General features: G+C 63.0%; 8 protein-coding genes and 7 tRNA genes. 2 read left to right on the forward strand and 13 right to left on the reverse strand.

Annotated elements, in window-relative coordinates; all coding sequences use genetic code 11:
- Nucleotide 1 precedes the first annotated feature (1 nt).
- On the forward strand, nt 2–2278 hold the full coding sequence (clpA, locus tag AC6H0R_RS00640) for an ATP-dependent Clp protease ATP-binding subunit ClpA (RefSeq protein WP_497579406.1): 2277 nt from the start codon (nt 2–4) through the stop codon (nt 2276–2278).
- Between the two features lie 55 nt (nt 2279–2333).
- On the opposite strand, the gene AC6H0R_RS00645 is transcribed toward clpA, so the two are convergent.
- The 4 genes from AC6H0R_RS00645 to AC6H0R_RS00660 all read right to left on the reverse strand — a co-directional run bounded on the left by AC6H0R_RS00645 (nt 2334) and on the right by AC6H0R_RS00660 (nt 7137).
- Nucleotides 2334–2825: a Spy/CpxP family protein refolding chaperone gene (locus tag AC6H0R_RS00645; protein WP_497579407.1), complete on the reverse strand. Its 492-nt coding sequence runs from the start codon at nt 2823–2825 to the stop codon at nt 2334–2336.
- Between the two features lie 162 nt (nt 2826–2987).
- Nucleotides 2988–4883, reverse strand: coding sequence for a propionate--CoA ligase (locus AC6H0R_RS00650; RefSeq protein ID WP_497579408.1), 1896 nt, complete (start codon nt 4881–4883; stop codon nt 2988–2990).
- 72 nt (nt 4884–4955) lie between these two features.
- A complete protein-coding gene (locus tag AC6H0R_RS00655; protein ID WP_497579409.1) occupies nt 4956–6128 on the reverse strand; it encodes a GGDEF domain-containing response regulator in 1173 nt (390 codons plus the stop codon).
- A gap of 10 nt (nt 6129–6138) precedes the next feature.
- Nucleotides 6139–7137, reverse strand: coding sequence for an oxidoreductase (locus AC6H0R_RS00660; protein ID WP_497579410.1), 999 nt, complete (start codon nt 7135–7137; stop codon nt 6139–6141).
- A 137-nt stretch (nt 7138–7274) separates the two neighbouring features.
- On the opposite strand from AC6H0R_RS00660, the gene AC6H0R_RS00665 reads away from it, so the two are divergent.
- A complete protein-coding gene (locus AC6H0R_RS00665; RefSeq protein ID WP_497579411.1) occupies nt 7275–8138 on the forward strand; it encodes an HDOD domain-containing protein in 864 nt (287 codons plus the stop codon).
- A gap of 6 nt (nt 8139–8144) precedes the next feature.
- Here the strand turns inward: AC6H0R_RS00665 and AC6H0R_RS00670 are convergent, their stop codons facing one another.
- From AC6H0R_RS00670 to AC6H0R_RS00710, 9 genes are all read right to left on the reverse strand, one after another.
- Entirely contained in the window at nt 8145–10052 is a 1908-nt protein-coding gene (locus AC6H0R_RS00670) for an ATP-binding cassette domain-containing protein (RefSeq protein WP_497579412.1), read from the reverse strand.
- Nucleotides 10053–10094: 42 nt separating this feature from the next.
- Nucleotides 10095–10169 (reverse strand) — tRNA-Arg (locus tag AC6H0R_RS00675).
- Between the two features lie 92 nt (nt 10170–10261).
- A tRNA-Asp gene (locus AC6H0R_RS00680) sits at nt 10262–10338 on the reverse strand.
- Nucleotides 10339–10407: 69 nt separating this feature from the next.
- Nucleotides 10408–10483 (reverse strand) — tRNA-Glu (locus AC6H0R_RS00685).
- Nucleotides 10484–10494: 11 nt separating this feature from the next.
- Nucleotides 10495–10570: transfer RNA gene (locus tag AC6H0R_RS00690), tRNA-Ala, on the reverse strand.
- Nucleotides 10571–10656: 86 nt separating this feature from the next.
- Nucleotides 10657–10733, reverse strand: a tRNA-Asp gene (locus AC6H0R_RS00695).
- A gap of 71 nt (nt 10734–10804) precedes the next feature.
- Nucleotides 10805–10880 (reverse strand) — tRNA-Glu (locus tag AC6H0R_RS00700).
- Nucleotides 10881–10892: 12 nt separating this feature from the next.
- Nucleotides 10893–10968 (reverse strand) — tRNA-Ala (locus AC6H0R_RS00705).
- A 69-nt stretch (nt 10969–11037) separates the two neighbouring features.
- Entirely contained in the window at nt 11038–12450 is a 1413-nt protein-coding gene (locus AC6H0R_RS00710) for an FAD-binding oxidoreductase (protein ID WP_497579413.1), read from the reverse strand.

Genomic DNA, 12450 nt, shown 5'->3' on the forward strand with positions numbered 1-12450 from the left:
AATGATCGCGCAAGAGCTAGAAGTCAGTCTTCACATGGCGTTTGTCGAAGCCCGGCAGAAGCGGCATGAATTCATTACCGTCGAGCACCTGCTGCTGGCGCTGCTCGACAATCCCTCGGCTGCTGAAGTGCTCAAGGCCTGCGCCGCGAACATTGAAGAGTTGCGTCGCGAGCTGACGAACTTCATCAACGAGCACACGCCTAAGGTCGACAACGTCGAGGAAGTCGACACCCAGCCCACGCTGGGCTTCCAGCGCGTGATCCAGCGCGCCATCCTGCACGTGCAGTCCTCCGGCAAGAAGGAGGTCACCGGCGCCAACGTGCTCGTCGCGATCTTTGGCGAGAAGGACTCCCACGCCGTTTATTTCCTCCAGCGCCAGAAGATCTCGCGCCTGGATGTCGTCAATTTCATCTCGCACGGCATCGCCAAGACGCCGCAGCAAGGCGCCGCGCCTCAGTCGCGCAGCGAGACGGATCAGGAGCAGGAGCAGGAACCGGCCCAATCCGGCGGTGCGCTCGAGAACTTCACGCAGAACCTCAACCAGCAGGCTCTGATCGGCAAGATCGACCCGCTGATCGGGCGCGAGAAGGAAGTCGAACGCGTCATCCAGACGCTGTGCCGCCGCCGCAAGAACAACCCGCTGCTGGTCGGCGAAGCCGGCGTCGGCAAGACCGCGATTGCCGAAGGGCTGGCGCGGCGCATTGTCGAAGACCGCGTACCGGACATCCTCAAGGGTGCCCAGGTCTACGCGCTGGACATGGGGTCGTTGTTGGCCGGCACCAAGTACCGTGGTGACTTCGAGCAACGCCTGAAGGCCGTGCTCAAGCAGCTGCGCGAGGCCGACAACGCCATCCTGTTCATTGACGAGATCCACACACTGATCGGTGCCGGCGCTGCCTCTGGCGGCACGCTCGACGCCTCCAACCTGCTCAAACCGGCTCTGTCGTCGGGTCAGCTCAAGTGCATCGGCGCAACAACCTACACCGAGTTCCGCCAGATCTTCGAAAAAGACCATGCGCTGTCGCGCCGTTTCCAGAAGATCGACGTGGTCGAGCCAAGCGTTGCCGAGACGGTCGAGATTCTCAAGGGCCTCAAGAGCCGTTTCGAAGAGCACCACAACGTCAAGTACTCGGCGGCTGCCCTGTCTTCAGCGGCAGAGCTGTCGGCACGCTACATCAACGACCGCCACCTGCCCGACAAGGCGATCGACGTCATCGACGAAGCCGGCGCAGCGCAACGCATCCTGCCAAAATCGCGCCAGCGCAAGCTGATCGGTCGCGGCGAAATCGAGGAGATCGTCGCCAAGATCGCACGCATCCCGCCGCGCTCGGTGTCGAACGATGACCGCCAGTCTCTGCGCACCCTCGAACGCGACCTGAAGAACGTGGTGTTCGGCCAGGACCCCGCGATCAATGCGCTGGCGCAAGCCATCAAGATGTCGCGCTCAGGCCTGGGCAATCCTCAGAAACCGATCGGCAGCTTCCTGTTCAGTGGCCCGACCGGGGTCGGCAAGACCGAGGTCGCACGCCAGCTGGCCTATACGCTGGGCATCGAGCTGGTGCGTTTCGACATGTCCGAGTACATGGAGCGTCACGCCGTGTCGCGCCTGATCGGTGCGCCCCCGGGCTACGTCGGTTTCGACAACGGCGGGCTGCTGACCGAGGCCGTCACCAAGAAGCCGCATTGCGTGCTGCTGCTCGACGAGATCGAGAAAGCCCACCCGGACATCTACAACATCCTGCTGCAGGTAATGGATCACGGCGCACTGACGGACAACAACGGCCGTCAGGCGGACTTCCGCAACGTGATCATCATCATGACCACCAATGCCGGCGCCGAAGCCATGCAGAAGACCGTCATGGGCTTCTCGGCCAGGCGTGAAACGGGCGATGAGATGGCCGAGATCAAGCGCATGTTCTCGCCCGAATTCCGCAACCGCCTGGATGCGACCATCTCCTTCGGGGCGCTGACCAACGAGATCATCCTGAAGGTGGTCGACAAGTTCCTGATGCAGCTCGAAGCACAGCTGCACGAGAAGAAGGTCGAAGCCCACTTCTCGGACGAACTCAAAGCCTGGCTGGCTTCCGAAGGCTTCGACCCGCTGATGGGTGCCCGCCCGATGGCGCGGCTGATCCAGGACACCATCCGTTCGGCCCTGGCCGACGAGCTGCTGTTCGGGCGGCTGGCCAACGGCGGCGACGTCACCATCGACCTCGACGCAGAGGGTAAAGTGAAGCTGGTGTTCGACGAAGTTGAAGCGGAACACAGTACGAGCTGAGCACTGCCCGTACTCAAAAAAAGCGGCCCGCGGGCCGCTTTTTCATTGCCATGACTCAGCTGTGATCAGCGTGCTTGCGGTGGCCGCGCTCGTGCATGTCCTCGCGGGCCAGTTTGCGCTGATCGTCGAACACTTTGCGTTGCTCCTCATCCAGGGTCGCGTACAAGGCTTCGGTCAGAGCACGCATGCGCCGCACATGCTCCAGACGGGCCTCGGCAGCCTGCTCCATACCCTGCATGCGCTCCGGCGCGGACGCAGCACTCTCGCGCTGCACACGCGGCCCGAAACCCGGACCTTCACTCATGCCTTTGCTGAAAGCCTGCCACGCGGGCTGCTGTTCCTCTCGCAAATTGAGTTGCTCGGCGAGCGCATCGAACCGCTCGGACATGTGCGCCGCGTGGCGCTCCTTCATCATGCTGACCTTGTCGGCACGATCGCCGCCTGCAGGGGACGCGCAGTCGCCGCGCGCCATGGCGGTTCCGGCAACTGCCACGCCTGCCGCGACCAGTGCGGCGATCAACCAGGGGCTTTTCATATGCATGTTCATTTCTGCTTCTCCAGAACCGAGGACGGCGGGATACCGACCTACGACAGGAAGCATTTGAACAAGCCGATGTAAGCCCGGTTTGTCGGCGGAGGGTCGAAATGAATTGCCGTGTATCACCGGGGCCTGTCGATACGCTGAGATACAAAACCCCGGCGAACGGACTCAGCGGCGGGACAGGAGATCCCGTATCTGCTGCAGCGTCGACGGATCCTCGATGGTCGTCAGATCACCCGGATCACGCCCTTCGGCCAAGGCCTGGATGGCGCGACGCAACATCTTGCCCGAGCGTGTCTTGGGCAGGCCCGTAACGAAGAACACCCTGGCGGGTCGGGCGATGGCGCCCAGGTGTTCGTCCACTTTACGCATGACCTCCTTCTCGAGACGCTCGGCGGCGGATGGGTCCGCAATGGCGGTGGAGTCCTTCAGCACGGCGAAGGCCATCGGCATCTGGCCCTTGATCTCGTCGGCCACACCGACGACGGCGACTTCGGCCACCCCCGGATGCATCTGCACCGCCTCCTCGATCTCGCGCGTACCCAGGCGATGGCCGGCCACATTGATGACATCATCCATGCGCCCAAGAATGGTGTAGTAGCCGTTCTGGTCGCGAATACCCCAGTCCGACGACGAGTAGACCAACGGCTCCCGGAACAGGCTGAAGTAGGTGGACACGAAACGCTCGTCCTGGCCCCACACGGTCGACAGGCAACCCGGCGGCAGCGGCGGCACGATGCCGACCACGCCTTTTTCATCCGCGCCACACTCCGTGCCATCCTCGCGGAACAATCTCAGGTCGTAGCCATACACCGGGAAACTCGGCGAGCCGTACTTGATCGGCGTTTTCTCTACGCCCGGTTGCGCGGACAGGATCGGCCAGCCGGTTTCGGTCTGCCAGTAGTTGTCGATGACCGGCACGGCTAGTTCCTCGGCGATCCAGCGGTGAGTCGTCTCGTCCAGCGGCTCACCCGCCAGGAACAGGTGCTTGAGTGAAGACAGGTCGGACTTCTTGAGCCAGGACGGGTCCTGCTTCTTGAGCACCCGCACGGCCGTTGGCGCCGAGAACATGACATTGACGCAATACTTCTCGACTAGTCGCCACCAGACACCGGGATCAGGTCGCAGCGGTGTCCCCTCGTACATGATGGTGGCCATGCCGGCAATCAGCGGCGCGTAGATGATGTAGCTGTGGCCCACCACCCAGCCGATGTCGGAGGTCACGAACATGGTCTCACCGACGCCGCCGGTGAATATGTGCTTCATCGACGCAGCCAGTGCCACGCAATACCCGCCCGTGTCACGCTGTACGCCCTTGGGTTTTCCGGTGGTCCCCGAGGTGTACAGGATGTAACTCGGTTCATTCGACTCCAGCCAAGTGACCGGCACGATGGCGTCGACGTGCTTGCGTCGCATCTCTGCGTAATCCACATCACGCCCGGCGACGCGCGGAAAACCCTTGTCGATGCCGCGGTCAACGATAAGGACATGCTGCGGTGGATGCTCGGCAAGCCGGCAAGCCTCGTCGAGCAGGTGCTTGTACGGCACCGCCTTGCCGTTGCGCATGCCGGCATCGGCGCTGACGAGCAGCACGGGCTTTGCGTCGTCGATACGGGTTGCAAGGGAAGCCGCGGCGAAGCCGCCGAACACCACCGAGTGGATGGCGCCGATCCGCGCGCAAGCCAGCATCGCAAAACAGGCTTCGGGAATCATCGGCATGTAGAGCAGTACGCGATCGCCCTGCTTCACACCCAGGTCGAGATAGATCGCCGCCATGCGTTCGACCTCGCGCAGCAGTTCCTGGTAACTCCAGGTGCGCTCAATACCGGTTTCGGTCGAGACAAAGATCAGCGCCGCATCCCGCGGCCGCCCGATGGCGTGGCGATCAACTGCGTTGTGACACAGATTGGTCCGGCCGCCCACAAACCACTTCACGAACGGTGGGCGAGAATACTCACAGATGGATTCGGGCGGCGTTTCCCAGTCGATCAGCGCCGACTGCTCCCGCCAGAATGCGTCCCGATCCGCTACGGATCGTTGATGGAATGATCTGTATGCCGACATGTCTTCCCCCTCCCGCATACCGCTCGACGCGTGCGCCCTTCCCTCTGAACGGGGACTGGACGCTCTCCCGATTCACTCTCTGCTGTTGCGCCTGCCGTCCTGTCCGAGCATCAGCGCCTCAAGCTGCTCGATCGGAATACCAAGCTTCTGAAGTGCCTCGATGCGCGCCAGCAGCGGCATCAGGGCTGCAATGATTTCAGGTACCCGTTCGGCCAATCCGTCGTCGTCGCCCAGTCGCAAGCGACCGAGTACCTGGTCGATACTCACGACGTCCCGCAACAGACGTTCAATGACTTCGCGGGTGACCTCGCCTTCGTTGCCGACAACACGGCGTCCGCCGGCCGTCTGCGCCTGACTGACGCGATCGATGGCCACGTCGATGATCTCTTCGAGGGTCATCAGGCCGTCCACATAGGAGCTGGCCACCCCGACCGACACGCCGATGCGGATCTTCTCGTCGCGATAGGTCATCACGAGCTTGTCGATGGCCGTCTGCAGGCGCAACGCGAAGGCGCAACTGGCCACCATGTCGGACAAGGGTGCAAGCACCGCAAAGCGCCCCGGCGCAAGTTCGCTGACGGTATCCTCGTGACGCACCTTGTTGGCCAGAATGCCGCGCAGGCGACGCGCAATCAGATTCGCCATGTCGGCGCCGCGCGATGTTTCCAGCTCGGAGAAGGCGTCAATCTCGACAACCATCACGCTAATACCGCCATGGTTGCGGCGTGCCAGCGCGAGATCCTGGCTGCCACGCCAGTTCATGTAAGAGCGCGTCGCCAGCCCCGAAGTCGGATCAACCGGGCTCTGGTTGGCCAGCGCCTCGCGGCTTGCCTCAAGTTCGCGGCTGGTCTGTCCGAGTTTGCTCAGCGAATCGAGGCGCGCCACCAGTTCGGCCGTGCCGATGCCTTTGGTGATGAAGTCATTGGCGCCCAGCTGACGCGCCCGCTCGCGCGGCTGATCATCCTCATCGCCGGAGATGACGATGACCGGAAGCTTCTGCAGCCGTGGGATGCGAGACGAGCGCAGACGCTCGATCAACCCGAAGCCGTCCAGCCGCGGCATGCCGATATCGGTGATCACGACCTCGACTGCAGAGTCGATCAGCAAGGTTTCCCAGGCCGATTCGCCGTCGGATTCCTCGCGGCAATCAAAACGCCCGCGGATCTGCTTGATGATGCTCGCGCGCACCATGCGCGAGTCATCAACGATCAACAATCGGGGCAGGTTTTCCTGTGCTTCGCTCATTCGCCCCCCGTCAGGCACCGACGCGCACGACGGTGCGACCCTTGACCTTGCCGGCGATGAAATCGTCGAATGCCTCGGGCAACTCGTCGAGGCTGATCTCACGCGTCACGCGCTGCAGATGGCGTGGCTTCAGATCTGCGGCCAGACGATCCCACACCTGCTGACGCAGCGGGAAGCCGGCGTTGGCCGAATCAATCCCGAGCAGGCTCACGCCCCTCAGAATGAAAGGGAACACGGTGGTGTTGAGGTGAAAGTCCGCGGCGTTGCCGATACTGGCGACCGTACCACCCAGCTTCATCGTAGCGAGCACCCAATGCAGGATCTGACCGCCAACGTTGTCGACGGCCCCGGCCCATTCACCGGCCTCCAGCGGGCGCGTCTTGTCGAAGTCGATTTCTTCACGCAGACGGATTGAGCTCGCACCAAGCCCAGCCAGGTAGTCCGCTTCGGACGCCTTGCCGGTCAGCGCAACCACCTCATAACCGCGACCTGCCAGCATGTCGATGGCCAGTCCGCCGACGCCGCCGGTCGCCCCGGTGACCAGCACCGGGCCATTGGCGGGCGAGAGACCACAGGACTCCATGCGCACCACACTCAATGCAGCAGTAAAGCCTGCGGTACCCAGCGCCATCGACTCGAACAGATCAAGCCCGGCCGGCAGCTTCACCACCCAGTCGGCCGGCACGCGGGCCAGTTCGGCAAAACCGCCATGGTGAGACACGCCGATGTCGAAACTCGTGGCGATGACTTCGTCACCGACCTTGAAGCGCGCATCGCTGCTGTGCTCCACTACGCCAGCCATGTCGATGCCGCCCACACAGGGGAAGCGCCGGATGATCTTGCCCGTTCCGGTGGCCGCCAGCGCATCCTTGTAGTTGATACCGGAATAGCGCACGCGAATGGTCACCTCGCCCGGATCGAGCGCATCCTGCCCGAGTGAAGTCAGCTTCCCCGAGACCTTTCTCTCCTCGTCCTGGGAAATCAGATAGGCCCTGAATGTTGCGCTCATCCGCACGTTCTCCTTGTTCCGGCTCAAAGCGACGACTGGAAACGATTATAGCCACAAGCCCCGAGCCATCCTGCCCCTTCAGTTTTGCCACCGGACTGTCCATAATCGACCGCACACCAGCGACGCAGCATGCCCGAATGAGCATACTCGAAAAACCTTTGAGCTCCGCCCACGCCTACGTGGACTTCCTCGCAGTACAGGAACTCCCCGTCCTGCGACAGACCGCCCGCCAGCTCGACGCCATGCGCGAGAACCAGGACGCCGTGAACGCACGCCACCTCGCCGGAATCGTGCTTGGCGACCCGCTCTTCGCGATCCGCCTCATCATGTGGCTGGAGCATCACCGCGGTCGCTCGCGCAACCACGACATCACGACGCTGGACCGCGCCATCATGATGATGGGCATCGGACCGTTCTTCGAGGCCTTCGGCGAACTGACGACCGTCGAAGAGCGCCTCGCCGGCCGACCCGAAGCGCTGATCGAGGCTCTGCACGTGTTCGGCTGGGTGCGTCGCGCCGCGCATCTGGCTCGTGACTGGGCAATCCTGCGTCATGACATCGATGTAGACGAGGTTGCTCTGGCCGCCCTGCTCCGGCCGGCCTGCGAAGTATTGCTATGGGTGTTTGCGCCAACGCTGGCCGAGCAGATTCGTGACCACCGCAAACATCATCCGGGCACGCGCACCATCGTTGCCGAACATGCGGTGCTGGGATGCACCGAACGCGACATCCAGATCGGCCTGGCGCATGCATGGCATCTGCCCGGCTTGCTGGTCACCCTGATGGACGAGGCCAACGGCAGCAACCCGCGCGTGCGCAATGTCGCGCTGGCCATCGACTTCGCCCGACATTTCGCGCAGGAGGGCTGGGACAGCCCGGCTCTTCACGATGTATTCAACGACCTGCTGCACCTGCTGCCGGTCGGGCGCAACCGCTTGCTCGAAAGACTGGAAGTACCGCCCGACGTCATCGAACGCTGGGACGCAGCCACAGAAGACTGAAAGCGCTCAGCCGCCCGCCTTGGACTCGATATCCACCCAGCGGGTCATCGCCTGCTCGAGCTCGACTTCAAGCGTATCCAGCCGCTCCTTGAGCCCCGTCACTTCTTCCGGTGCGCCCTGGTACAACGCGGGATCTGCGAGCCGGGCATGCAGTCCGGCCTGCTCGGATTCCATGGCGGCGATGCGCTGCGGCAAGGCCTCCAGCTCACGCTTGTCGTTGAACGACAGCTTGGCTGCACGCTTGGGCTCCTGCGGTTTGCTGACCTCGCCAGCGGGTTCGCCGCGCCCTGACTTTGCAGGTGTGGCATCGGCTCGCGCCATCGATTTCACCCGCATCCAGTCGGCGTAGCCGCCGGCGTATTCACCCCAGCGACCGTCACCTTCACTGGCAATGACCTGCGTCACCACGTTGTCGAGAAAGGCGCGATCGTGACTGACCAGAAAAAGGGTTCCGTCGTAGTTCGCCAACAGCTCTTCGAGCAGATCAAGGGTTTCGATGTCGAGGTCGTTGGTCGGTTCGTCCAGCACGAGCACGTTGGCCGGCCGCGCAAACAGCCGTGCCAGCAGCAGGCGATTGCGCTCGCCACCGGATAGCGACTTGACCGGCGACCGCGCACGCTGCGGCGCGAACAGGAAGTCACCGAGATAGCCGATGACGTGCTTCTTCTCGTTGCCGATCTCGATGAAATCAGAACCCGGGCTGATGACTTCGGTCAGCGGCAGATCAGGGTCGAGCTGCTCGCGCATCTGATCAAAGTACGCCACGGTCTGACGCGTACCACGACGCACCTGACCGGCATCGGGCTCCAGGCCACCCAGAATGAGCTTCAGCAAAGTCGTCTTGCCGGCGCCGTTCGGACCGATCAGGCCAATACGGTCGCCGCGCAGGATACGCGTCGAGAAGTCGCGCACCACGACCTTGTCGCCAAAAGCCTTGGTCACGTCATGCAACTCGGCCACCATTTGACCGCTGCGCTCCCCCTGATCGACTGCCAGCTTGACGTTGCCCAACCGATCCCGTCGCGCCGAACGCTCACCGCGCAAGGCTTCAAGCCGGCGCACACGCCCCTCGTTGCGGGTACGCCGCGCCTCGACGCCCTTGCGAATCCAGACCTCTTCCTGCGCCAGCATCTTGTCGAAACGCGCATTGGCCTTGGCCTCAGACTCCAGCTCCTCCTCCTTGCGCAACAGATACTCGGAGAAGCGTCCGGGATAGCTCGTCAGTCGCCCGCGATCGAGCTCGACAATGCGCGTCGCGACGCTGTCCAGAAAGACGCGATCGTGCGTGATCACAACCACTGCCCCGCGGAAATCGCGGATCAGAGACTCAAGCCAGAGAATGCCGTCCAGGTCCAGATGGTTGGTCGGCTCGTCGAGCAACAACAGCTCAGGCTCGGACACCAGCGCACGCGCAAACGCCACGCGCTTGATGCCACCACCGGAAAGGGCATCGGCGCGCGCCGAGCCGTCGAGCCCGACACGCAACAGCACCTCTTCCACACGCTGATTGAGCCGCCAGCCGTTCGCCGCTTCAATCTCATGCTGCAGAACCTCGAGACGCTCCATGGCCGCATCGTCGGGCGCATTGCCCAGGTTCTGCATCAGATCGTGATAGGCCACCAGCGTGCGGGCGATCTCGCCCAGGCCCTCTGCTACGGCGGCAAAGACATCCTGATCAAGGCTGAACTCCGGTTCTTGCGGCACATACGCAACCCGCAAGCCGGGCTCACGCCACAGCAAGCCGTCGTCGAGCGTCGCCTGCCCGGCCACCGCGCGCAGCAGACTCGACTTGCCTGTGCCGTTGCGGCCGATCAGCGCCACGCGCTCGCCCATGTCGAGTTGGAAAGTTGCGCGGTCGAGCAGATCGACGTGACCGAAGGCGAGGCAGGCGTTTTCGAGAGTCAGCAGCGGCATGAATGGGGAGTTCTTCAGAAATGGGGTGCGCAAGCACCGAGATGGTCTCCCCGCCGGGAATCGAACCCAGATCTAGCGCTTAGGAGGCGCTCGTTCTATCCATTGAACCACGGGGAGAGGCGGGCATTCTAGCGGTCGGGCGACGTAATACCAAACCTGGCGAGCGGGCGGTAAACGCAAAAAGGAGCCGATCGGCTCCTTGAAACGGTTGGCGGAGTGGACGGGACTCGAACCCGCGACCCCCGGCGTGACAGGCCGGTATTCTAACCAACTGAACTACCACTCCGCGCTTCTGAACAGCTCACCGGCGATCACGCTGCCGGCTTGTGCGACCCGCCGAAGCGTATCGCCGTATTGGCGTCCCCACGGGGATTCGAACCCCGGTACCTACCGTGAAAGGGTAGTGTCCTAGGCCTCTAGACGATGGGGACTGCATTTCGGTTGGTGGAGGTAAGCGGGATCGAACCGCTGACCTCTTGCATGCCATGCAAGCGCTCTCCCAGCTGAGCTATACCCCCGAACCGAAGCCGGCGATTATAGCGAGAGAGGCTACCTCCCGCAAGCATCACGCGCTAAAGGCAATCACGCGACGCAGGCAAAACGTTGGCGGAGTGGACGGGACTCGAACCCGCGACCCCCGGCGTGACAGGCCGGTATTCTAACCAACTGAACTACCACTCCGCGCTTTTGAACTGCTTGCCGGCAAGCGCTTTGCCGGCTTGTGCGACCCGCGCATTGCGTGTCGCCTTGTCTGGCGTCCCCACGGGGATTCGAACCCCGGTACCTACCGTGAAAGGGTAGTGTCCTAGGCCTCTAGACGATGGGGACCTAGTCTTTCGATGGTGGAGGTAAGCGGGATCGAACCGCTGACCTCTTGCATGCCATGCAAGCGCTCTCCCAGCTGAGCTATACCCCCGACGGCGAAAGAGCGCGCATTATAGGGGCCGACCTGCAGGGTGTAAAGCCTGTTTCTGAGGAATTGCGCTCACACCACTTTGCCCGGATTCATCAGCCCTCGCGGGTCGAAAGTGCGCTTGATGGCGCGCATCATTTCCAGCTCGACTTCACTGCGATACAGCGTGATCTCGTCGCGCTTGAGCTGCCCCAGCCCATGTTCGGCCGAAATCGACCCACCCAGGGCATCGACCAGATCGTGCACGACACGGTTGATTTCGGGCGTACGAGCAATGAAATCAGGATTCTCCAGCGCGTCCGCCTTGGACAGGTTGTAGTGCAGATTGCCATCTCCGATGTGTCCGAAGGCAACGATGCGGGTGTCCGGCCAACGCTCGATCAGTGACCGCCCTGCATGCTCAAGGAACTCGGCAACGCGACTCACCGGCACGGCGATGTCGTGCTTGATGCTGATGCCCTCGATGCGCTGCGCCTCGGAAATGTTTTCACGCAGCGCCCACAATGCCTGCGCCTGCGCACTGCTTTGCGCGATCACGGCATCACTCACCAGGCCGGCCTCGCAGGCCTCACCCAAAGCGCTTTCGAGCAGCTCGTTCAAGCCCTCGGACGAGATCATGTCCGACAACTCCATCAGCACGGCCCATTCGCCGACTTCGCCAAACGGCGAACGCACGTCAGGGATGTGCTTGAGGACAAGCTGCAGCGCCTCACGACCGACGATCTCGAAAGCAGTCACCCGGTCGCCGCAACGCGACTGCACCGCCCGCAGCAAGGCCACAGCGGCTGCGGGATCAGACACATCAACCCACGCCGTAGCGCGCGCACGCGGCCGCGGGAACAGCTTCAGCGCAACCGCCGTGACAATCCCCAAGGTACCCTCGGCGCCGATGAACAGCTGCTTCAGGTCATAACCGGTATTGTCCTTGCGTAGCGCACGCAAGCCGTCCCAGACGCGCCCGTCGGGCAGCACCACCTCGACGCCCAACACCAGTTCGCGCATGTTGCCGTAGCGCAGCACCTGCACTCCACCGGCGTTGGTCGACAGGTTCCCTCCGATCTCGCAGGTCCCTTCAGAGGCAAGAGACAGCGGAAACAGGCGGTCGTGCTGCTCGGCAAGCTGTTGCACCGTCGCGAGCGTGCAGCCCGCCTCGACGAGCAAGGCATTGTTGGCAGGGTCCACCGCCCTCACCTGCCTCATGCGCGACAGATTCACAACGACGGACTGACCGTCACGCAGCGGCGTGGCCCCACCGCACAGACCCGTGTTGCCGCCCTGCGGCACGATTGCGACACCCGCCTCGACGCAGGCCCGCACGACTTCAGCGACCTCACTGGTCGCTTGCGGAAACGCGACGGCCAGCGCTTCTCCGGTGTAACGTCCGCGCCAGTCGTTGAGCCAGGGCTGCTTGGCCGAGGCCTCCGTGAGCAGATGCTCGACGCCGACAATGTCGACCAATCGCAGGATCAGGTTCTCGTGACTCAC

The sequence above is a fragment of the Pseudazoarcus sp. NS36 genome, assembly GCF_059703705.1.

What these genes read in the sequence shown, in the direction of transcription:
- AC6H0R_RS00665 (WP_497579411.1), top strand. Translation starts at nt 7,275, where the DNA reads ATGAGCATACTCGAAAAACCTTTGAGCTCCGCCCACGCCTACGTGGAC.
- AC6H0R_RS00670 (WP_497579412.1), bottom strand. Translation starts at nt 10,052, where the DNA reads ATGCCGCTGCTGACTCTCGAAAACGCCTGCCTCGCCTTCGGTCACGTC.
- AC6H0R_RS00660 (WP_497579410.1), bottom strand. Translation starts at nt 7,137, where the DNA reads ATGAGCGCAACATTCAGGGCCTATCTGATTTCCCAGGACGAGGAGAGA.
- AC6H0R_RS00650 (WP_497579408.1), bottom strand. Translation starts at nt 4,883, where the DNA reads ATGTCGGCATACAGATCATTCCATCAACGATCCGTAGCGGATCGGGAC.
- AC6H0R_RS00645 (WP_497579407.1), bottom strand. Translation starts at nt 2,825, where the DNA reads ATGAACATGCATATGAAAAGCCCCTGGTTGATCGCCGCACTGGTCGCG.
- clpA (WP_497579406.1), top strand. Translation starts at nt 2, where the DNA reads ATGATCGCGCAAGAGCTAGAAGTCAGTCTTCACATGGCGTTTGTCGAA.
- AC6H0R_RS00655 (WP_497579409.1), bottom strand. Translation starts at nt 6,128, where the DNA reads ATGAGCGAAGCACAGGAAAACCTGCCCCGATTGTTGATCGTTGATGAC.